Origin of the sequence: Paramicrobacterium humi, assembly GCF_900105715.1 — a bacterium.
GTDB lineage: Bacteria > Actinomycetota > Actinomycetes > Actinomycetales > Microbacteriaceae > Paramicrobacterium > Paramicrobacterium humi.
Window position 1 is genome coordinate 1,202,217 of the sequence record NZ_FNRY01000001.1, and the last position, 19,244, is coordinate 1,221,460.

Annotated in this window: 22 protein-coding genes; 16 read left to right on the forward strand and 6 right to left on the reverse strand. The window is 69.1% G+C overall.

Annotated elements, in window-relative coordinates:
* Positions 1-24: 24 nt before the first annotated feature.
* Both BLV49_RS06045 and BLV49_RS06050 read right to left on the reverse strand, forming a co-directional pair.
* A complete protein-coding gene (locus BLV49_RS06045; protein ID WP_091181356.1) occupies positions 25-1,146 on the reverse strand; it encodes an AI-2E family transporter in 1,122 nt (373 codons plus the stop codon).
* Positions 1,147-1,149: 3 nt separating this feature from the next.
* Positions 1,150-1,335: a hypothetical protein gene (locus BLV49_RS06050; RefSeq protein ID WP_091181360.1), complete on the reverse strand. Its 186-nt coding sequence runs from the start codon at positions 1,333-1,335 to the stop codon at positions 1,150-1,152.
* Between the two features lie 142 nt (positions 1,336-1,477).
* Here BLV49_RS06050 and BLV49_RS06055 point away from each other — a divergent pair, with 142 nt between their 5' ends.
* From BLV49_RS06055 to BLV49_RS06095, 9 genes are read left to right on the forward strand one after another with little or no spacing between them, the layout of a single operon-like run.
* The gene (locus tag BLV49_RS06055) at positions 1,478-2,248 is read left to right on the forward strand and encodes a hypothetical protein (protein WP_143033979.1); all 771 of its coding nucleotides are present in this window, start codon (positions 1,478-1,480) and stop codon (positions 2,246-2,248) included.
* Positions 2,179-3,042, forward strand: a complete 864-nt coding sequence (locus BLV49_RS06060; protein ID WP_091181369.1) for a hypothetical protein — start codon at positions 2,179-2,181, stop codon at positions 3,040-3,042. The genes BLV49_RS06055 and BLV49_RS06060 overlap by 70 nt, the downstream gene beginning before the upstream one ends.
* Complete coding sequence (locus tag BLV49_RS06065) at positions 3,039-4,667, forward strand: AAA family ATPase (RefSeq protein WP_091181372.1); 1,629 nt, start codon at positions 3,039-3,041, stop codon at positions 4,665-4,667. Before BLV49_RS06060 ends, BLV49_RS06065 begins: the two co-directional genes overlap by 4 nt.
* 10 nt (positions 4,668-4,677) lie before the next feature.
* Positions 4,678-4,884 carry a DUF2997 domain-containing protein gene (locus tag BLV49_RS06070; protein ID WP_143033980.1) on the forward strand — a complete coding sequence of 69 codons (207 nt, stop codon included), beginning with the start codon at positions 4,678-4,680 and terminating at the stop codon, positions 4,882-4,884.
* Positions 4,881-5,675 carry a 4Fe-4S single cluster domain-containing protein gene (locus BLV49_RS06075; RefSeq protein ID WP_091181376.1) on the forward strand — a complete coding sequence of 265 codons (795 nt, stop codon included), beginning with the start codon at positions 4,881-4,883 and terminating at the stop codon, positions 5,673-5,675. Before BLV49_RS06070 ends, BLV49_RS06075 begins: the two co-directional genes overlap by 4 nt.
* Positions 5,672-6,202 carry a hypothetical protein gene (locus BLV49_RS06080; protein WP_091181379.1) on the forward strand — a complete coding sequence of 177 codons (531 nt, stop codon included), beginning with the start codon at positions 5,672-5,674 and terminating at the stop codon, positions 6,200-6,202. The genes BLV49_RS06075 and BLV49_RS06080 overlap by 4 nt, the downstream gene beginning before the upstream one ends.
* Complete coding sequence (locus BLV49_RS06085) at positions 6,202-7,077, forward strand: ComEA family DNA-binding protein (RefSeq protein WP_091181381.1); 876 nt, start codon at positions 6,202-6,204, stop codon at positions 7,075-7,077. The genes BLV49_RS06080 and BLV49_RS06085 overlap by 1 nt, the downstream gene beginning before the upstream one ends.
* A 43-nt stretch (positions 7,078-7,120) precedes the next feature.
* Positions 7,121-7,582, forward strand: a complete 462-nt coding sequence (locus tag BLV49_RS06090; protein ID WP_091181384.1) for a helix-turn-helix domain-containing protein — start codon at positions 7,121-7,123, stop codon at positions 7,580-7,582.
* On the forward strand, positions 7,579-7,920 hold the full coding sequence (locus tag BLV49_RS06095) for a HepT-like ribonuclease domain-containing protein (RefSeq protein WP_091181386.1): 342 nt from the start codon (positions 7,579-7,581) through the stop codon (positions 7,918-7,920). The genes BLV49_RS06090 and BLV49_RS06095 overlap by 4 nt, the downstream gene beginning before the upstream one ends.
* Before the next feature lie 10 nt (positions 7,921-7,930).
* On the opposite strand, the gene betC is transcribed toward BLV49_RS06095, so the two are convergent.
* Complete coding sequence (gene betC, locus BLV49_RS06100; protein ID WP_091181404.1) at positions 7,931-9,412, reverse strand: choline-sulfatase; 1,482 nt, start codon at positions 9,410-9,412, stop codon at positions 7,931-7,933.
* Positions 9,413-9,550: 138 nt separating this feature from the next.
* Here betC and BLV49_RS06105 point away from each other — a divergent pair, with 138 nt between their 5' ends.
* A complete protein-coding gene (locus tag BLV49_RS06105; protein WP_091181408.1) occupies positions 9,551-10,999 on the forward strand; it encodes an HNH endonuclease signature motif containing protein in 1,449 nt (482 codons plus the stop codon).
* A gap of 25 nt (positions 11,000-11,024) precedes the next feature.
* On the opposite strand, the gene BLV49_RS06110 is transcribed toward BLV49_RS06105, so the two are convergent.
* Positions 11,025-11,960, reverse strand: coding sequence for an NAD-dependent epimerase/dehydratase family protein (locus BLV49_RS06110; RefSeq protein WP_091181410.1), 936 nt, complete (start codon positions 11,958-11,960; stop codon positions 11,025-11,027).
* 133 nt (positions 11,961-12,093) lie between these two features.
* On the opposite strand from BLV49_RS06110, the gene BLV49_RS06115 reads away from it, so the two are divergent.
* From BLV49_RS06115 to BLV49_RS06125, 3 genes are read left to right on the forward strand one after another with little or no spacing between them, the layout of a single operon-like run.
* The gene (locus BLV49_RS06115) at positions 12,094-12,816 is read left to right on the forward strand and encodes a TetR/AcrR family transcriptional regulator (protein ID WP_091181422.1); all 723 of its coding nucleotides are present in this window, start codon (positions 12,094-12,096) and stop codon (positions 12,814-12,816) included.
* A gap of 34 nt (positions 12,817-12,850) precedes the next feature.
* Positions 12,851-13,366, forward strand: coding sequence for a GNAT family N-acetyltransferase (locus tag BLV49_RS06120; RefSeq protein WP_281245345.1), 516 nt, complete (start codon positions 12,851-12,853; stop codon positions 13,364-13,366).
* A 57-nt stretch (positions 13,367-13,423) separates the two neighbouring features.
* Positions 13,424-14,221, forward strand: coding sequence for an SDR family NAD(P)-dependent oxidoreductase (locus BLV49_RS06125; RefSeq protein WP_091181430.1), 798 nt, complete (start codon positions 13,424-13,426; stop codon positions 14,219-14,221).
* A gap of 3 nt (positions 14,222-14,224) precedes the next feature.
* On the opposite strand, the gene BLV49_RS06130 is transcribed toward BLV49_RS06125, so the two are convergent.
* Together BLV49_RS06130 and BLV49_RS06135 are read right to left on the reverse strand one after the other, a co-directional pair.
* Positions 14,225-14,920 (reverse strand): NUDIX hydrolase, encoded by a 696-nt coding sequence (locus tag BLV49_RS06130; RefSeq protein WP_091181432.1) that lies wholly within the window; start codon positions 14,918-14,920, stop codon positions 14,225-14,227.
* Positions 14,921-14,955: 35 nt separating this feature from the next.
* Complete coding sequence (locus tag BLV49_RS06135; protein ID WP_342706617.1) at positions 14,956-15,957, reverse strand: LacI family DNA-binding transcriptional regulator; 1,002 nt, start codon at positions 15,955-15,957, stop codon at positions 14,956-14,958.
* A 160-nt stretch (positions 15,958-16,117) separates the two neighbouring features.
* On the opposite strand from BLV49_RS06135, the gene BLV49_RS06140 reads away from it, so the two are divergent.
* The 3 genes from BLV49_RS06140 to BLV49_RS06150 are packed head-to-tail and all read left to right on the forward strand — an operon-like array spanning position 16,118 to position 19,214.
* Positions 16,118-17,380, forward strand: a complete 1,263-nt coding sequence (locus BLV49_RS06140; RefSeq protein WP_091181438.1) for a sugar ABC transporter substrate-binding protein — start codon at positions 16,118-16,120, stop codon at positions 17,378-17,380.
* Positions 17,381-17,409: 29 nt separating this feature from the next.
* Positions 17,410-18,336 carry a carbohydrate ABC transporter permease gene (locus BLV49_RS06145; RefSeq protein ID WP_091181441.1) on the forward strand — a complete coding sequence of 309 codons (927 nt, stop codon included), beginning with the start codon at positions 17,410-17,412 and terminating at the stop codon, positions 18,334-18,336.
* On the forward strand, positions 18,336-19,214 hold the full coding sequence (locus tag BLV49_RS06150; RefSeq protein WP_091181444.1) for a carbohydrate ABC transporter permease: 879 nt from the start codon (positions 18,336-18,338) through the stop codon (positions 19,212-19,214). The genes BLV49_RS06145 and BLV49_RS06150 overlap by 1 nt, the downstream gene beginning before the upstream one ends.
* Positions 19,215-19,244: the final 30 nt, after the last annotated feature.

Below are 19,244 nucleotides of genomic sequence, written 5' to 3' on the forward strand. Positions count from 1 at the left end.
CCGCTCACCGCGACGGCGAGAGGGTTACGTCACTTCGGGCCGCTTCTGCTGCATGGGCTTCGCCGGTTCGTTCTCGCCGTTCCACACCGTCACGATGCCCCACGCGACGGCCGCCGTCGGCACGGAGATGACGGCGCCGATGATGCCGCCGAGGATCGTGCCGGCGGTCAGGGCGAGCAGGATGACGAGAGCGTGCAGCTTGAGCGAGCGGCCCATGACGACCGGCTGAAGGAAGTTGCCCTCGAGCTGGTTCACGAGAACGACGATGCCGACGACGATGAGCGCGGTCACGGGGCCGTTCGTCACGAGCGCGACGAGCGCGGCGAGAATGCCCGCGAGCGTCGCCCCGACGATCGGGATGAACGCCGTCAGGAACACGATGACCGCGAGCGGAATCGCGAGCGGCACCTGCAGGATCAGCAGTCCGATGCCGATGCCGATCGCGTCGACGGCGGCGACGATGGCGGTGCCGCGCGCATAGCCGCCGAGCGTGTCCACGGTCTTGTCGCCGATGCGGATCGCCCGCTGGTACTCCTTCCCGACGAACGGGCGAAGCAGGAACTCCCAGATCTTCGGGCCGTCCTTGAGGAAGAAGAACAGCACGACGACCATGAGCACGAGTCCTGTGAGGAAGTTCGCCGTCGCCGAGACGCCGGCGAGGGCGCCGGAGCCGAACTGGCTGCTCGTGAGGAATCCGACGGCGGTATCACGCCACTCGTCGATCTGGGCCTGGTCGATCGTGATCGGCAAGTGCGCGAAGTACTCCTGCAGCGTCGTGAACCCGTTCGACGCCGACTCGACGAGCTCGTCCCACTGGCTCTCCACTGCCCAGACGACGAGCCAGACGACCGCGCCGATGATGACGAGCACCGACACGAGCGCGATGATCGTCGCGAGAACCGACGGAACGCCCCGGCTCCGCAGCGCCCGCATGAGCGGATTGAACGCGGACGCGAAGATGAGCGCGAGCAGCACGGGGATGAGGATGAGCTTGAGCTGGATCAGCGCGTACACGACGACGACGGTGACCGCGAGCACCGCGAGGATCTGAACGCATCGCGTGGCGAGCCGCCCGAAGCCGTCGCGCCAGATGCTCGGGTGCTCTTCGCTCTCAGGAGCCGTCGACGCTCGAACGAACAGGCCCACCGGTCAGCCGACCTTCTTCAGCTGTTTCGCAAGCTTCTTCACGCGCTTCTGCGCCGTCTTCGTCGCGGGGCTCGTCCACGCCTTCACCGAGCGCTTCATCGTGCGATACTGCCCGCGGCCGGCGCGCGTGCCGAGAACGTAGCAGGCGCCGCCGACGACGGCGGCGAACAGCAGGCTCCGGAATCTCATGGTGTGCTCCTTTCACCGGTGTCTCCACGACGATACCGGGCGCGGCCGACGGTGGGCGAGGGGTTGTGGACGGGCACAACTCCCCACTGCGCCCGCCGCGGCGGCTCAGTACGCTTGAGGCGTTGCAGGGAGGGGGCCGGGCGTGGCGGAGCGAGTGTCGCTGGCGGCGAGGCGTCGCCTGAGCCTGTTCTCCATCGTCATCTGGATCGTGGGTCTCTGCGTCGTGGCCGTCGTGGGCGCGAACGCGCTCGGCGTCGGCGACGGTGGGAGCGGATCGGATGCCGCTTACGCCGACGACCCGTGGCTGAATCCGCATCCGACGCTCGCCGCGCACGACGGCGACGTGTACTCCGGCCGGACAGGCGAGGTGATCCGGCTCACGGGGCTCGACACCTCGAAGCCGGTTCACCTGCACGTCGTCGAGGGTGATTTCGTGCGCGCGAGCGTGACGGGCGAGAACGGGTCGCTCGCCTTCACGGACGTCGGCGACGACCCCGCGCGGTTCACGATCTCCGAGTACGACCAGGAGTACATCATGCCGCCCGCCTCAGCCCTCGAGCTGTGGCCAGAGGCCGACGAGCCGTGGAGCATCCAGGTGACCCAGCCCGCCCTCGCGGAGCTGAGCGGCACCGTGAGCGGGATCGGGGACGCCGCGTTCGTGTACAGCGGCACCGCCACCTCGGCGCGCGTGAGCGCGCGCGGAGAGTACTCGCTGCGCGTGACCGTCGTCGCCGGTCTCGTGGGCGAGCAGGTGCTGAGCGTGAGCGGAAACGTCGACCGCACGATCGCCTGGGCCGATTCCGACGCCGCGGTTTTCGTCATCGACGCGTTCGAGGAGACGGCGTGGACGATCACGGTGCCCGACGAACCGGCGCCGAGCGCGACGCCCGGCGCGGACGAGGGGACGCCGTGAGCGCGCCCGTGTCGGCCGCGGCGGGCCGCAGCATCCGATTCTTCTCCATCGTCGTGTGGATCGCCGGAACGATCACGGCGATGGTGCTCGCGTCGGTCATGCTCTCCGATTACCTCATCAATCCGCGCACGGGCGAGCTCGGCTTCTACGGCGCGGAGGCGCGCAACCCGTGGAGCGACGAGTCGCCGCAGCGCTTCGAACGCGACGGCAGCGTGTGGCGGGGCTCGGGCAGCGGCTACATCGAGCTGACGGCGGCGGACGACGAGCCGATCGAGCTCACGGCAACGCGGATCGACGCGTTCACGACGTTCCGCATCTGGCCGAGCTCGCAGATCGATGTGCCCGCCGCCGACCGGCGGCTGCCGCTTGCTCTCGGCTACCTCGGCGACGCCGGGGACACGACGCTCGTCGTGCCGCCGGGGGAGCGGACGCAGCTGTGGGTGCAGTCGACGGGGGACTGGGAGTTCGCGGCGCGGCGCATCACGTCGACGCCCATCGAGGACACGCTCTCGGGCTCGGGGAACGCGTACCTCGCTTACCGCGGCGACGCGCTGAGCGCCCGGTTCGAGCACCACGGCACTGGCATCTTCTTCGTCTCGCTCGTGTCGGTCCGCGAGAATGAACGTCCCATCATCGAGACCGACGAGGTCGACTCGCGGGTCTCGTGGGACGAGGCGCCGCTCGTCGTCTTCGTGATCGAGGCCGACACGGGCGACGGCGAGTGGACCGTCACGATCGACGAGCTCGCCGGGCCAACGCAGACAACGACTCCCACCGAACAGGAGCAGGAATGACCACTTTCGCGCAGAACCTCGACGAGGCCTTCAAGGCTCGCCTCCCGCTGCTGTACATCGAGTCGAGCGAGGAGGTGCGGGTCATCGCCGACATCGCGCACGCCGCGAAGGCGCAGCGGCACCCGCGCGCGGTGTGGACGTGGACCTCCGCCGTCGGCCTGTGCGGACCGGACGGGAAGGTCGTCGCGAACACGACGAACCCCGTGCGCGCGCTCGACCACGCGGCGGGCGAGAAGGACGCGGGCGTGTTCGTGTTCTGCGACCTGCACGCCTACTTCGGCTCGGAGCACCGGCCCGGCGAGCCCGCGGTGATCCGCAAGGTGCGCGAGACGGTGCTCGACTTCCGGCACGGCGAGGCGAGCCGCGCGATGATCGTGACCTCGCCCGTGCGCGTTATCCCGCCCGAGCTCGACAAGCTCACGCACCTGATGGAGTTCCCGCTGCCCTCGGCGGAGGAGATCCGCTCGCTGCTGGACACGATGATCGAGAACAACTCCGGCGGCCGCATCCGCGTCGACGCCGACGACGCGGTGCGCGAGAAGCTCGTGCACGCCGCGCTCGGCCTCACCATGGCAGAGGCGGAGAACGCGTACGCGCGGGCCATGGTGAACGACGGAGCGCTCGGCGAGACCGACATCACGGTCGTTCTCGACGAGAAGCGGCAGACCGTGCGCAAGTCGGGGCTGCTCGAGTTCGTCGACAGCGGCATCGACCTCGACGACGTCGGTGGGCTCGAGAACCTCAAACGCTGGCTCTCGCGCCGCAACGGCGCGTGGCTCGACAAGGCCGCGGCCTACGGTCTGCCGAACCCCAAGGGCGTGCTCATCACGGGAGTGCCCGGCTGCGGCAAGTCGATGACGGCGAAGGCGACGGCGGCATCCTGGAACCTGCCCCTGCTCCGCCTCGACATCGGCCGCATCTTCTCGGGCCTCGTCGGCTCGAGCGAGCAGAACCTGCGCACCGCGATCGCGACGGCCGAGGCCGTGGCGCCGTGCATCCTGTGGGTCGACGAGATCGAGAAGGGCTTCTCGAACACGACCGGCACCGGCGACTCGGGCACGAGCGCGCGCGTGTTCGGCACGTTCCTCACGTGGCTGCAGGAGAAGGAGCGGCCCGTGTTCGTCGTCGCCACGGCGAACAACATCGACGCGCTGCCGCCCGAGTTCCTGCGCAAGGGCCGCTTCGACGAGATCTTCTTCGTCGACCTGCCGACCGCGCAGGAGCGCCGCGTGATCTGGCGCATCCAGCTGCAGATGAACGCGACCGAGAACAATGGGCTCGACGCGCTCGCCGCCGACACCGGCGCGCTCGACCGGCTCGTCGCGGCGAGCGAGAACTACTCGGGTGCCGAGATCGAGCAGGCCGTGATCGCCGCGCTCTACGCCGGCTACAGCGAGGGCCACGCCGTCACCGAGGACGACCTTGTCGAGGCCGTGCAGACGATGATCCCGCTCTCGGTCACGCAGGCCGAGGAAGTGCAGGTCATCCGCGACTGGGCGGCGCAGCGCGCCGTGCGGGCGACGGGGACGGAGGACCTCGACGCCGCCGAGGCGGCCCCGCCGGCGGCATCCGATCGCTCACCCGCGCTGTCGACTCGGCGCGGCGGACGCACGGTGGACTACTAGGAGGAGTGGCGTGGCCAAGCAGCTGATCGTGAAGTTGCGGCGCGACGGAACCGTCGACGCCGAGACCGCCGGAATGCACGGCGCCGAGTGCATGGACTACATCTGCGCGCTCGAGAACCTGCTCGAGGCGCAGACCATGACCTCCTCGTTCACCGACGACTACGCGGGCGTCGGCAGCGACGCCGAGACCGAGCAGCGGGACTGGGACCGGTCATGAGGGTGTTCGCCGAGTCGGCTCCGGATGCCGCCGCGCTCGCGTCCGCGCGAGCATCGGGCCTCGGCGCGCGGGAGCCCGCAGTCTCGAGCGAGCAGCTGCGCTGGTCGCGGTTCCTTCCGGCGACCGAGGCGGAGGGGCCCGGGGTGCGCGCCGCCCTGTGGGTGCAGGGCTGCGCGGTGCGCTGCCCCGGCTGCTTCAACCCGCAGATGTGGGCCGCGCGAGGCGGACAGGCGACGGGTGCCGCCGCCGCGGCGGCCGCGTGGGTCGCCGCAGCGCAGGCCGGCGGCGCCGAGGGCGTCACGCTGCTCGGCGGGGAGCCGTTCGACCAGGCCGCGGCTCTCGCCGTCGTGGCGGAGACGTTTCGTGCCGCAGGGCTCACCGTGATGAGCTTCAGCGGCTACCCGCTTGACGCGCTCGAGCGCTGGGCGCGGCGCCGCCCCGACATCGCGCGCCTGCTTGCCGCGACCGACCTGCTGTGCGACGGGCCCTACCTGCGCGAGCACCCCGACGCCCGCCGACCGTGGATCGGCTCGACGAACCAGGGCATCCGCGCGCTGAGCGAGCGCTACGCCGACCGGGTGCGCGCGATCGACGCCGACGGTGAGCGCGACCGCCTCGAAGTGCGCATCCACCGCGACGGCCGCATCGCCGTCAACGGCTGGGCCGACGACGCCGCGCTCGACGCCCTGCTCCACGACCTCGGCGTGCGCGGCGACGCGCCGTCCCGATCCGCGCCGCCCCGATCCGTCCAGCCCGGCCGAGCGCCGCACCGAGAGGAGCTCGTGTCATGAGCGTTTCCCTTCTGCTTGTCCCCCTGGCCTTCGCCGTCATGGGCTCCCTTGGAGCCGCCGGCGTCGCGGGAGCGGCATCCGTCGCCGGATCGACCGACGAGGACACGGGCGCCGCACCCGGACGCGACGAGACGGAGCTGCGGGAGCGCTCGACCGTGTCGGTGCGCACGCGCATGAAGGACCCCACCCTGCTCGGCGCCGCTCTCGAGGACCTCGGCGCGCGCCAGGCGCACGTCAGCGCCGCCGAGGTGAGCGCGACGCTCGAGGGCGTCACGATCACGATGACGCAGACCGACGGCGGCATCTGGGCGGCCCACTTCACCGCGACCGATGGCCGTGATGTCGACGCCGCCTACGCCGCTGCGCTCGTCGGCCGGCTCGACGCCGCCTACGCCGCGCGCGTGCAGCAGGCGGTCGCCGAGCGCATCCGCTCGCGCGCCGACGCCGCCGGATTCGACCTCGTCTCCGAGACTCGCGACGCCGACGACACCGTCACGATGGTGCTGAACGTCAAGGACTACGCCTGATGGCCGACGACGACAAGCCCTCCATCGGCTGGATGCTGGCACGCAGCTCCTGGCTGCTGCTCACCCTCATTCCCGGGCCCCTCGCCACGTGGTTCGGCTTCGCCGTCATCGCGACTGTCGCTCGCCGCGGCCGCTGGTTCGGCTTCGCCGCCTTCTTCGCCGCCGCTGCGATCGTCGCCCACCTCCCCCTCTGGGGACGCTGGGGCGACCTCGCCGCGACGCTCGTGTTCCTCGCCGGCATCGTCGCGGGCCTCGCCGTGAACCCCACGTGGCTGCGACTGCTGTGGACCCGCAGATCGGGAAGCAACGCCTCGCGGTCGCGCTCGACCACGTGGCATCGCGCGCCGACGGCCACATCGTCCACGCGCACGACGACGATTCCCGGCGGCACCATGACGGTGACCGAGAGCCGCACGACGACCACCCGCTCGACCAGCCGGTCGAAGCGGGCCGAGGCGCGCGCGAAGGCGGCGGCCAAGCAGGCGGAGCAGCAGCGCGCGGCCGAGAAGCGAAAGGCTCAGGATGCCGCTCGCGAGCAGCAGCTGAGCGACGCACGGCGACTGCTCGACGAGGTCGGCGGATCGGGCGCCGACCTGTACGAGGCGCCGGTCGCCGCCTCGGGCGCGGCATCCGCCGAACCCGTCGACGTCAACACCGCACCCGTGAGCGCACTGCAGAAGCTGCCGGGCATGAGCCGGCGCACCGCCAAGCGGGCCGTGAAGGTGCGGGAGGACAAGGGCGGATTCGCGTCGCTCGATGACTTCGCGGCATCCGTCGGCCTGCAGCCGCACGAGATCGTGCGTCTGCGCACCGCGGCGACCTGCTCGCCGCCGCCGCGCGGCCCCCGCACCTTCGGCCGGCGCGTCGATTACTAGAGCGCGTCTCACCGGCCTGATATCGCTGCGCTATCATGTTGGTATGGCGCAGACGCAACGTCACGAGAGCCTCCGGCAGACGCGGATCAGCGAGGGCCTCTCACAGCGAGAGCTCGCGCTGCGCTCCGGCGTTCCTCAACCCAATATTGCCGCGTATGAGACGGGTCGGCGCACTCCCTCTGCCGACACCCTCGCACGCTTGAACGCGGCGCTGTACCGCCCGAGCATGGCGCGACTTCGCGCGCGACGCGGCAGCATCATCGAGGCGGCGGCACGCCGTGGGCTTAGTGACGTGCGGGTGTTCGGTTCCGTTGCGCGCGGCACCGCAACCGATGCTTCCGACGTTGACGTGCTCGTCCATCCCGGTCCCCGTGCTTCGCTGTTCGACCTGGCCGGCTTCAGGACGGACGTGCGCGAGATTGTCGGCGTCGAGGTCGACGTAGTGTCCGATCGCGGTGTTGGTCCCGCGATGAGCGGCATTCTCGCCGAAGCTGTGCCGCTATGAACAACGATCGCTTATCGAGGACCCCTGCCATCCTCGCGGACATTGCGCGGTTCGCGGCCTCTGCCCGCCGAGTTGCGGCACGAGGGCATGAGCGATTTGCTGATCCTGAGGATGACGACCAGCGACGTATCGCGCGTTCACTCATCGTCGATCTCTCGGCCGCTGCCGACCGTCTACCCGAGGAGTTCCGGGAGGCGCATTCCGACGTCGACTGGCGCGGGATTCGAGCTGCCCGCAACTTCATCGCCCATGATTACGACGGCACCGACGAGAAGGTTCTGTGGGAAGCCGTCGCCGTTCAGTTCCCGCTCATCGTCGCCGCGCTCGGCATCGAGTAGCCGCACGTCCTCAGGAGAGCGGCGGGTACAGCCGGATCGCGTTGCGCGAGGGGCGGTAGTCCCACGAGCGGCCCTCCGGCGTTCCGGCGAGGGTGATTCGGCGCTCGCGCTGGCTGCGACGAACGCGCGCGTCGAGCTCGTCGATGTCGACCCTGCCGAGCAGACGCTCGCGGCAGCGCGCGAGGACGTCCGCATAGTCCGGATCGTCGGAAAGGTCGTGCTGCTCCAGCGGGTCCGCTTCGAGGTCGAAGAGTAGCGGCGGCTGATGGCGGACGAGCACATACTTGAACCTCCCCGTTCGCAGGGCGAGGAGCGGCTGCACGGTTCCCTCGGCGAGGTACTCGAATTCGGCTTCGTCGCGACCGTGTGCGTGCGGGTCTCTCAGAGTCGGGACGAGGGACTGCCCGTCGAGCGTGGGGCGCGGCCCGGCGGCATCCGATCGGTCTGAGATGTCGATGAGCGTCGCCGTGAGATCGACGAGGGAGACGACGTCGGTGCGCCGGCCAGGTTGGATGCCGGGACCGGAGACCAGCAGCGGAACCTTCGCCGCGCCGTCACGGTAGCTGCGTTTGAACCACATTCCGTGCTCGCCGAGCATCTCGCCGTGATCGCTCGTGAACACGACCACGGTGTCCTCCCGTGCTCTGAGGCGGTCGAGTTCGGCGAGCAGTCGCCCGACGAGGTCGTCGACGTACGAGATCGCGGCGAAGTACGCCCGACGCGCCCGGCGGGTCTCGTCCTCGTCGAGTGGGAAGCGATCGGCCTCGTGGTGGATCTGAATCCACTGGTCGAACGGGTGAAGCTGCTCGAACGGGACGGCACGAGCGCGGGGCGGAGCGATGTCGATGTCGTCGTAGCGGTGCCAGTATTCGGCAGGAACAAGGAACGGGTCGTGCGGGTGCACGAACGAGGAGCACAGGAAGAAGGGCGCGTCCGCCGCGACGAGGGAGCGCAGCCGCGTGAGGGAGGTGTGCAGCACCTCCTCGTCGTAGCCGAGCTGCTGACTCCACGGCTGCACGGGTTCGACGCGCAGCCGATTGACGCTCGTTCCCGGGTTCGGCAGGGGGCTCTCGCTCCAGTCCGGCGTGAGCACGAGGCTCGCGGGTGCGGCGTCGGAGGTGAGGCGCTCGCCGAAGCCGTGCAGCTGGTCGGGACCGACGAAGTGCATCTTTCCCGAGAGCACGGTCGTGTAGCCCGCGCGATTCAGGTGATGCGCGAGGGTCGGGGTGCTTGCGGGCAGTTCGGAACCGTTGTCGTAGACGCCGAGATTGCGGGCGAGCCGGCCCGTGAGCAGCGACGCGCGTGAGGGGAGGCAGATGGGGGAAGAGCAGTAGGTGTTCTCGAACACGGCGCTGCGCTCTGTGAGCTCGTCGAGGTTCGGTGTGAGGACGCTCGGGTGGCCGAGGGCGGCGATCACGTCGTGCGCCATCTGGTCGACGACGATCAGGAGGATGTTGGGGCGCGTCGAGCGCGCCGTCGCGTCGGAGCTCATGTGACAACGATCCCACGCTGACGGCAGGTTCGCGACTTCTCCTCCACAGGTACGGGACTTCCGAAGTTATCCACAACCAGGTCTTTTGGGCCGAACCGGCGTCGTCGGAATGTCGGTGGTCGGTGGTTGACTATCGGCATGACGAAAGCGGAATCGCAGCCGATCGAGCGGATCGCGGAGCTCGCCTCGAGCTCCGCCGCCGCTCTGCTCGCCGCCCTTCCGCACACGGCGGCAGCGGCATCCGATGACGTGCTTCTCGATGCCGCCGGTCGCCTCGCCGAACTGCACCGCGCAACGGAGGCGGCCCTCGGCGTGACCGCCGCCGAACTCACCGTTCGATCGACTCGCGCTGTCGGCGCCGACACGCTCGCCGCGTGCCACGGCGAGAAGAACGCGGTGGGTCTTCTGCAGCTCGTCACGCGCATGTCGGCGCCGGCCGCGAAGCGACTCGTCGAATACGGCGAGAACATCGTCGACCGCGACACGCTCACCGGAGCGCCGCTGCCCCCCGCCCGGCAGCACGTGGCCGAGGCCGCATTCACGGGCAAGGTCGACGCGGAATCGGTGGTCCCCGTGCTCCGCGTGCTCGACGAGGTCGCCCATCGCGCCGATCCCGACCTGATGGATGCCGCCGAGCAGGGCATGATGCGCATCGCTTCCGAGTCGACGCCCGAGCGCACGCGAACCGAACTGCGCACGTGGCAGGCCGCGCTCGACCAAGATGGCGCACGCCCGCGCGAAGAAGACCAGCGGCGCTCGCGCAGCTTCCGCATCGGCCGCGAGCTGCCCGATGGCATGACGCCCGTCTCAGGCCGCCTCACGCCCGACGCCGCGAGCCGCCTGCGCGCCGCAATCTCCACGTTCATGAACCCGCGCAGCCGCCCGACGTTCCTCTCCGAAGAGGAGCAGGCGAAGCTCGACGAACTCGAAGCCGGCCTGCCCGAGGGGCTCGGCGCCGAACAGCTCGACCCGCGCACACGTGACCAGAAGATGCACGACATTCTCGACGGGCTCGTCACGTCCGGGCACCGCAGCGCCGCTGAGTCCGAGGGCAGCCGGCGCGAGATGACCCAGGTCATCGCCTCCGTCACTCTCGACGAGCTGCAGAACGGTGACGGCGTCGCGTGGATCGACGGCATGCTCGAACCGCTCGGGCCCGTCACGACCGAGCGCATCCGCTGCGACGCCGGATACCGCAAGCTGCTGCTCGGCACGGACGGCGACATTCTGTGCCTTGGTGACAAAGTGGAGTTCTTCACGGCAAAGCAGAAGCTCGCGATCGCCGCTCGCGACGGCGGCTGCGCGTGGCCGGGCTGTGACGCCCCGGCCAGCTGGTGCGAAGTGCACCACGTGAAGCTCCGGCGCGACGGCGTCAAAACCGATGTCGGCAACGGGATGCTGCTGTGCTCTGCCCACCACCACGTGCTGCACGCGCAAGGCTGGGTCGTCGAGATGCGCGGCGGCATCCCCCACCTTCAGGCTCCGCTGTGGATGAACCCGTCGGGCGGCTGGATTCGGCTCGGCCGCAACCGCGCGCAGGTCGCTCGACGGCGACGAGCCGGCGATTCGGCAGCGCAGCCGCCGTGATTCCCGGTTGGGCCGGATGCCGCCATCATGCGCGCGCCATCTCCCCTTCCGCCGTTCGGCGGCACACTTCGTCCCACGGCGTCGGCTCGATCCCGAACTGGCGACGCGCCGCCTCATCGTCCAGAACATACGGCCGCGTCCACTGATACGACAGCTCATGAAGCTCGCGCATGAACGGCACGACGAGTGAAGCGCAGGCCATCGCGGCACGCGGAATCGTGCGCATGCGCACCATCGGCAGTCCCATGCTCGCAAGCACGTCCCGCAGCGCCTGCTCCTGCGTTGTCGGCGCATTGCTCGGAACGTGCCAGAGCCTCCCGTGCGCGGTCTCCTCACGTGCAGCGGCGATGAGGGTGCGGGCGACATCCTGCACGTCCGTGAACGTGTGCGGCAGATCCTTGCGCCCGAACACCCACGCCGTCTTTCCCTGCCGAGCCGCCGGCACAAGCCGCGACACGTGCCCATTCGGGCCGACGCCCCGGCCGACGTAGTCGGAGCCGCGCACCTCCACAGCCCTGATCCGTCCCGCGTCGTGTGCCGCCTTCGCGTCTGCCCACATGCGCGCGCGCAGGCGTCCCTTGTGATCGGTTGCGGCATCCGGCAATCCCTCACGCATGACACCGTCTACGGCACCGTACGGATACAGGTTTCCCGTTATCGCATACACGGCGCCCGAACGCTCCGCCGCCGTCAGCAGTGCTGTAGCGAGCGGCGGCCAGAGCGCATCCCACTTCGTGTAATCCGCCGGATTCGCGCAGTTGTACAGCACGGCCGCGCCCTCCGCGGCGCGACCGAGCGCGTCAGCATCTGTCGCATCCAGAGCGACATGCTGAACGCGCGCGATTCCCGTGTCGGTTCCGCTGCGCGTGGCAACCACGACCTCTGCGCCATCGCCTGCGAGGAGCGCGGCGACATGACGGCCGACCGGGCCGGCACCGATGATCACGTGTCGATCAGACATGAGCTGTTCCCTTCGTGGAGGTCAGGAAGCGAGAGCGGTGCTCTCGAAACGATCCTGACAGCCCAGCTCGAGAATTGCAAGAGCACCGCTCTCGTTTGTGTCCATTGCTCTCGAATTGTCTAGGGTGGACGGTATGGCCACGACTGCGCGACAGCGAGCACGCGAGCAGCTGACGGCGGAGATCCTTGCGGCGGCGAGGTCCCGACTCACGCGAGAGGGGCCGGGGCAGCTCTCGCTTCGCGCCGTCGCCCGCGACGTCGGAATGGTCTCCTCAGCGGTGTACCGGTACTTCTCGAGCCGCGATGAACTGCTCACGGCGCTGCTCATCGAGGCGTACAACGAGCTCGGCGCGGCCGTCGAGGACGCCGAACGGAGCATCGCCGCACGCGATGACATCATGGCGCGGTGGTTCGCCGCTTGCCGCGCCATTCGTCGCTGGGCGCTCGATCACCCCGGGGACTACGCCCTTCTCTACGGCTCGCCCGTGCCTGGATACGCCGCGCCTCGCGAGACGGTCGGCCCGGCATCGCGCACGATCGTCGTGCTCCTCGACATCGTGGCGGCCGCCGGTGTCGGCGGGGAGGACCGCGCCGCACCACCAGCGCCGCCCGGCACTCCTGCGGGCGCCGAGAACGCCGTCGCGGGTGCGCTCGCGTTCGCGGCCGAGCGGGGGCTCGGCGACGGTTCCGCGGCGGGCACCGAGATCGCCATGCGGCTGCTCATGGCGTGGACGAATCTGTTCGGCACCCTCTCATTCGAGCTGTTCGGGCACTCGGTGGGTTCCGTCGACGACTCCGAAGCGTACTTCGACCAGGTCGTGTACCGCCTCGCGTGGGACATGGCAATCGCACCGTGAGCGCGCGGGCGTGTGAAAGCATCGAATCGTGAGGATGCTGGAAACCGAACGACTGACACTGCGCACGTGGACCCTTCGCGACGCCGACTTCGTCTTCGACATGTACTCGCGCCATGAGGTGCGGCGGTACATCGGCCGCGGAGACGTCATGCAGGAGCGTGAGGAGGCGGTCCGGCTGCTCGAGCGGTGGAGTGAGCTGCAGCATCCGATTCATCACATCTGGGCGGTCGAGCGCACTGTCGACGAGCGCGTGCTCGGGGTGCTGCTGCTCAAGTCGATTCCCGCGTCGGGAACCGACGGCGCACCCTCGGGCGACACCGAGATCGGCTGGCACCTGCACCCTGACGCATGGGGGCACGGCTATGCGAGCGAGGCGGCCGCGCGCGTGCTGCGCTTCGCGTTCGAAGCGGGGCTCGAGAAGGTGGTCGCCGTGACCAATCCCGCGAACACCGCCTCGCAGAGCGTGTGTCGACGCATTGGCATGCGCCACAAGGGCCAGACCGACGCGTACTACGACACGATCTGCGAGCTGTTCGAGGCGACGCCGTGAGGCGTATGGCACGCTGAGAGCATCCGGCGAGCGGGCGCGACAGGGAAACGAGGCGCAATGAGGCGATTCGAGGGAAGGACGGCGCTCGTCACGGGCGCCGCGAACGGCATCGGGCGTGCGTGCGCCGAGCGACTCGCGAGGGAAGGGGCGTCGGTCGTCATCGCGGACGTCGAGACGGATGCCGCCAGCGCCCTCGCCGCGAGCCTGCCGACCGCGCTCGCAATGCCGTGCGACGTGACCGATTCCCGTTCGGTCGAAGTCGCCGTCGCCGCGACCCTCGATCGGTTCGGTCGGCTCGACGTGCTCGTGAGCAACGTCGGCGTCGCGAGCGGCGTGCGCTTCGCCGACACCGACGACGCGGAGTGGGACCGACAGGTCGACCCCACCCTCGCGGGTTCGATGCGCGTCATCCGCGCGAGCCTTCCCGCGCTGCTCGAATCTCCCGGCGGCGGAGCGGTCGTCGCGACGGCCTCCGTCAACGGACTGCAGGCGTTCGGCGGCGTCGCCTACTCGGCGGCGAAGGCCGGAGTGATCAACGCCATGAAGAACCTCGCCGTCGAATACGGTCCGCTGACGCGCGGCACGGTCGGGCAGGACGGGGGCTGGGTGCGCTTCAACGCCGTCGCGCCCGGCACCGTCGAGACGCGGGTATGGACCTCGGATGCCGCGGGGCGGGCGGATCTCGAGCACATGGCGCAGCTGCACCCGATGGGCCGCGTCGGCCGCCCGGAGGACATCGCGGCTGCCGTCGCGTTCCTCGCCTCCGATGACGCGGCGTGGATCACGGGCGTCACGCTCCCCGTGGATGGCGGGCTCACGGTCGGCCCGCTGCTGCACATGCCCGGCGGGAGCTGAGGCTCAGATCTCGAGCTCGCGGGCCGCGTCCCACGGGAGCGTCCAGTCCAGCTCGTCGAACATGCGCGACAGCAAGATGGCCGTGAAGCCCCAGACGAGGGTGTCGCGCACGAGGAATGCGGGGCCACGGAACGTCCGGCTGCCATAGCGGCGCACCGTCGTCACACGGTTCGCGGGGTCGAGCAGGTCTGCGACCGGCATGCGGAACACCTCCACCGTTTCCGCATGATCCACGGCCGCCACGCGCGACGGACGCGACCACCAGGCCACGATCGGCGTGACGAGGTGGTTGCTGACGGCGAGCGGCACCTCGGGGAGCACCCCGAGCACGTCGACGCCCGCCGGATCGAGTCCCGTCTCCTCGTGCGCCTCGCGGAGTGCGGCCTCGATCGGACCGGCATCAGCCGGTTCGATGCCGCCGCCCGGAAACGAGATCTGACCCGGATGCGAGCGGAGCGTGTCCGCGCGACGCTGCAGCAGCACGTCGAGGTCCCGCGCCACAGGAGTGTCGCGAGCCGACGCGGGAGCGTCGTCGAGAACACCGAACAGGATGAGAATCGCGGCGGCTCGCGCGGTGTCCGCGTCGGGCACGGCCCCGAGCGGGCCGCGTCGCCAGTCGACCTCACGCTCGCACAGCCGCTCGAGCTCGTCGCGTGCGGCTCGAGCGCCGACGCCGTCGCGCGAATCGACCGATGCCATGCCGACAGCTTAGGCGCGTCGCGAACGGGCCGGCGCTACGTCGTCTCGCGGGGCACGATACGCACGGGGAGCTGCTCGATTCCGGATCTCGCCTCACCGCTGATCGCCTCGACGAGGCGCCGTGCCGCCAAGGCTCCCAGCGCCTCCAGGTTCATGTCGACGCTCGTCAGCTGCGGTCGGGCGCCCACTGCGAAGATCTCCCAGTTGTCATAGCCCATCACAGCGACCCGTCCAGGCACGTCCCAGCTCGATTCCCGCAGGGCGTCGAGCACGCCGCGAGCGATCTGGTCGCTTCCGCACAGGATGGCCTCGACGTCCGGGTGCGCCTCGATGAGACGAGCCGTGGCGGTTCGACCCCACTGCTCCGTCCAGCTCCCGTACTGGACCCCGCCCACGATCTCGAGGCCGGCCTCCGTCAGCGCGCCTTCGATGCCGGCCGCGCGGTCGCGCGCCGCCAGGTAGTCGGCCTCTCCGGTGATGTGCGCGATGCGTGTGCGACCGCGGTCGATCAGGTAGCGGGCAGAGTCCGCGCCACCCCGCACGTTGTCAGGCACGAGGGACAGGTCCTCTGGATCCGTGGACGGTCCGTACGCGTAGACCACCGGCACGGGAAGGTCTCGACCGAGGGAGGGTCGGGGATCCGTGCGCGAGCCGACGACGATGAGCCCGTCGACCCGTCGACCGAGCAGCGCCTCCAGATGGTACTGCTCCCGGATCGAGTCGCCGCGTGCATCGCACAGCAGGACCGACATCTTGCCCTTCCCAAAGGCGTCTTCGGCGCCCATGAGGATGGGGAGCGAGAAACGGCCATCGAGGTCGCCGGTGATCAGGCCGACGGTTCCCGTCTGGCCGGCGAGGAGACCGCGCGCGAGCGCGTTCGGAGTGAACGAGATCCGCTCCGCGGCACTCAGTACGCGCGCCCGCGTCTCGGGGTGCACCTGATCGCGTCCGTTGAGCGCCTTCGAGGCCGTCGCGACGGAGACGCCGGCGAGCTGCGCGACGTCGCGCAGGGTGGGTCGCAGTGATCGTTCGGGCATTGTCATCCTTTTGAAGTTGTTTCGACAATACACGTTTGACCCGACGCGGCTACCGGTGATAGATTCACCGAAAACCTTTTCGGTAGTTTTCAAAGCTCGTAGTGGATGCGACCGGGAAGCCCCCTTCAAAATCAGAGACGATTCACGACAGGACAGCACAATGACTGTGAAACTCCGCGGCCGGCGGGCCGTTTGGGCCGGCGGCGCCCTCCTTGCGACGGGCGCGCTGCTCTTGACCGGTTGCACACCGACTTCCGGTGGCTCTGCATCGAGCGACGACAAGACCGTGACGGTGTGGCACTACTTCAGTGACAAGAACCAGGTCAAGGTCATGACCGACTACAAGGACCTCTTCGAGAAGAACAACGACGGCGTCACCGTGGAGAACGTCTTCGTGCCCTACGACCAGATGAACTCCAAGCTCATCTCGGCCGTCGGCTCGAAGACCGGACCCGACGTCGTCGTGTTCAACGGAGCCGACGCTTCAACGCTCGCTCTCGGTGGTGCGCTGGCGCCGATGACCAAGCAGTGGGAGAGCTTCGCGGACAAGGACCAGTTCCCCGACTCGGTCATCCACAAACTCGAGGGCGAGACGTATGCGGCGCAGGGTTACGTCAACCTTCTCGGCCTCTGGTACAACAAGGACATCCTCGACAAGGTGGGCGTCCAGCCGCCCACGACCATGGATGAACTGAACTCGGCTCTGACGAAGGTGACCGAGGCCGGATACGACGGCATCACCCTGTCGGGCCTGCCGCAGTCGCAGGGCGAGTGGCAGGCATACCCGTGGCTCTCCGCTCACGGCTTCAGCTATGACGATCCGCAAGCGGCTCCTCTGGAAGCGGCGTTCGCCGAGATCCAGGACTGGACGGCATCCGGCGCGCTGAGCCGTGAGGCCGTCACCTGGGACCAGACCGTTCCCTTCCAGACGTGGGCGGCCGGCAATGTCGCGTTCGCCGAGAACGGCAACTGGCAGATCGGCACGGCGCAGAGCGACGCGGACTTCAACTACGGAGTCGTTCCCCTTCCCGTCGGCGACTCCGGCAAGGTCTACCTCGGCGGCGAGGGCGAGGCGATCGGCGCGTTCAGCGACAACCCCGACCTCGCGTGGGACTACCTCGAGCAGACCTACTTCAGCGCCGAAGGCCAGAAGATCGCCCTCGACGACGTCGGCAGCATCCCCAGCCGAACGGATGCCGCCGGAGACGCGAGCGTGACCGATGACCCGCTGCTCTCCGCCTTCGCCAAGTCGCTCGCCGCGAACGGCGCGAACTACCCGGCACCCGCCGTTCCGGCCGAGAGCGTCGCGGACCAGCAGATCGCCGTCGGTCAGGTGTGGAGCGCCGTCATCGGCGGTCAGATGACGCCGAAGGACGCGGCTGCCAAGGTCATCTCCGACCTCAAGCCGCTGCTCAAGAAGTAGCCCGAACGCAAGAAGACCAGGACGAACACATGACCGCACAGCTCAGCGCGCCCGCTGCCGCCCCGCCCCGGGCCGCACGACGGCGCCCGTCGAAGCGACGCAAGCTCGCCTTCGCGCTGCCGGCGGCAGTGTTCCTCCTGGTCTTCTCGTTCTACCCGTTGGCCCAGCTGTTGCGCATGAGCGTCAGCGACGTCACGACGCGAACGCTCAACCAGGCGTGGGAGTTCGTGGGCGGGGACAATTTCGCCGCCTCCGCCGCGCAGGGCTCGCTGTGGCCGGCTCTCGGCAACACATTCGTCTTCGTGCTCGTGGTCACGGGCATCGGGCTCGTCGGCGGCCTCGGCGCCGCGATCCTTCTCAGCACCAACACGAAGCTGTCAGCGTTCGTGCTCGGGCTCATGGTCTTCATCTGGGCGCTCCCACCTGTCGTCAACGGCAGCGTCTGGAAGTTCCTGCTCGGCGACCACGGCCTCATCAACTCCGTCATCATGGGACTCGGTCTCAGCCCGCAGGCGGTTCCGTTCCTGTACGACGACCGATTCGCGCTCCTCTCGGTCGCCATCGTGAACTCCTGGGCCGTCATCCCGTTCAACGCTCTCGTCTTCCGGGCCGCCATCCTCGGGATTCCCGGCGACGTCTTCGAAGCGGCGCGCATCGACGGCGCCAACCGCTGGCAGGAGATCTGGCACATGATCGTGCCCGCCGTTCGGCCGACGACGCTCGTGCTCATCGTGCTCACCGTCGTCTACGCGTTCCGCTCGTTCGACTTCATCTTCGTCATGACCTACGGCGGCCCCGGGATAGCGACGAACACGCTTCCCTTCCTCAGCTACCTGCAGGCGTTCGTGCGCTTCGACTTCGGCATGGGATCGGCGACCGCCGTGATCTCCGTGCTCATGGTGCTGGTACTCGCCGTGATCTACGCCCGCAGCGTGCGGAGCGAGGAGGCAAAGTGATGAGCATCACCGCAGACATCGCGGGAGCGGCATCCGTCACCGTTCCGACGCCACGCCGGAAGAAGCGCCGGTTCGAGCCGGTCGCCGGCCCGCTGCGAGTCGTGCTGCTGCTCGTCTACGGCATCCCGATTCTGTTCATCGTGCTCACCTCGCTCAAGGACTCGAGCGCGGTCATCTCGTCGCAAGCGTCGTTCCTGTTCACTCCGACGCTTCACGCGTACGCGTCAGCGCTTACCGACGGCGGCCTGTTCGTCGCGATGCAGCAGTCGCTCGTCATCGCGGCGGGGACGACGGCGCTGACACTGCTCGTCGCCATTCCGGCGGGCTATGGGCTCGCGCGCGTCGACTCCCGCCTCACGACGATCGGCCTCGGTCTGCTCATCGTGCTGCAGATGGTGCCGCAGACGGCGAATGTCATCCCGCTCTACCAGATCTTCGGCTCGTGGGGTCTGCTCGACGACAACGTCGGTGTCATCATCGCCGACACCGCGATGCTCATTCCGTTCGCTGTGCTGCTGCTTCGCCCATTCTTCCGCGCCGTTCCCGAGGCGCTCGAGGAGGCGGCCTCGATCGACGGGGCGTCGACGATGCGCACGTTCTTCGCCGTCATGCTGCCGATCGCGCGCAACGGCATCGCGACGACGGGGACCCTCGTGTTCCTGCTGTCATGGGGAGAGTTCCTCTATGCCGTGAACTTCTTCCTCTCGCCGGGCAATTACCCACTGAGCGCGCTGCTCGCCCAGCAGGTCTCTGCCTTCGGCATCGACTGGCCGGGACTCATGGCGCTCGCCGTGATCACCTCGGTTCCCATCCTGATCCTGTTCGCGTTTACCTACCGGCTGCTGCGTGAGGGACTCACGCTCGGCGCCGTGAAGTGACCGCCCGCACTACGACCGCCGCCTTGCGGC

What these genes read in the sequence shown, in the direction of transcription:
- BLV49_RS06050 (WP_091181360.1), bottom strand. Translation starts at nt 1,335, where the DNA reads ATGAGATTCCGGAGCCTGCTGTTCGCCGCCGTCGTCGGCGGCGCCTGC.
- BLV49_RS06115 (WP_091181422.1), top strand. Translation starts at nt 12,094, where the DNA reads ATGGCCACGACTGCGCGACAGCGAGCACGCGAGCAGCTGACGGCGGAG.
- BLV49_RS06095 (WP_091181386.1), top strand. Translation starts at nt 7,579, where the DNA reads ATGAACAACGATCGCTTATCGAGGACCCCTGCCATCCTCGCGGACATT.
- BLV49_RS06105 (WP_091181408.1), top strand. Translation starts at nt 9,551, where the DNA reads ATGACGAAAGCGGAATCGCAGCCGATCGAGCGGATCGCGGAGCTCGCC.
- betC (WP_091181404.1), bottom strand. Translation starts at nt 9,412, where the DNA reads ATGAGCTCCGACGCGACGGCGCGCTCGACGCGCCCCAACATCCTCCTG.
- BLV49_RS06120 (WP_281245345.1), top strand. Translation starts at nt 12,851, where the DNA reads ATGCTGGAAACCGAACGACTGACACTGCGCACGTGGACCCTTCGCGAC.
- BLV49_RS06085 (WP_091181381.1), top strand. Translation starts at nt 6,202, where the DNA reads ATGGCCGACGACGACAAGCCCTCCATCGGCTGGATGCTGGCACGCAGC.
- BLV49_RS06125 (WP_091181430.1), top strand. Translation starts at nt 13,424, where the DNA reads ATGAGGCGATTCGAGGGAAGGACGGCGCTCGTCACGGGCGCCGCGAAC.
- BLV49_RS06080 (WP_091181379.1), top strand. Translation starts at nt 5,672, where the DNA reads ATGAGCGTTTCCCTTCTGCTTGTCCCCCTGGCCTTCGCCGTCATGGGC.
- BLV49_RS06090 (WP_091181384.1), top strand. Translation starts at nt 7,121, where the DNA reads ATGGCGCAGACGCAACGTCACGAGAGCCTCCGGCAGACGCGGATCAGC.
- BLV49_RS06135 (WP_342706617.1), bottom strand. Translation starts at nt 15,957, where the DNA reads ATGCCCGAACGATCACTGCGACCCACCCTGCGCGACGTCGCGCAGCTC.
- BLV49_RS06145 (WP_091181441.1), top strand. Translation starts at nt 17,410, where the DNA reads ATGACCGCACAGCTCAGCGCGCCCGCTGCCGCCCCGCCCCGGGCCGCA.
- BLV49_RS06130 (WP_091181432.1), bottom strand. Translation starts at nt 14,920, where the DNA reads ATGGCATCGGTCGATTCGCGCGACGGCGTCGGCGCTCGAGCCGCACGC.
- BLV49_RS06075 (WP_091181376.1), top strand. Translation starts at nt 4,881, where the DNA reads ATGAGGGTGTTCGCCGAGTCGGCTCCGGATGCCGCCGCGCTCGCGTCC.
- BLV49_RS06140 (WP_091181438.1), top strand. Translation starts at nt 16,118, where the DNA reads ATGACTGTGAAACTCCGCGGCCGGCGGGCCGTTTGGGCCGGCGGCGCC.
- BLV49_RS06065 (WP_091181372.1), top strand. Translation starts at nt 3,039, where the DNA reads ATGACCACTTTCGCGCAGAACCTCGACGAGGCCTTCAAGGCTCGCCTC.
- BLV49_RS06110 (WP_091181410.1), bottom strand. Translation starts at nt 11,960, where the DNA reads ATGTCTGATCGACACGTGATCATCGGTGCCGGCCCGGTCGGCCGTCAT.
- BLV49_RS06150 (WP_091181444.1), top strand. Translation starts at nt 18,336, where the DNA reads ATGAGCATCACCGCAGACATCGCGGGAGCGGCATCCGTCACCGTTCCG.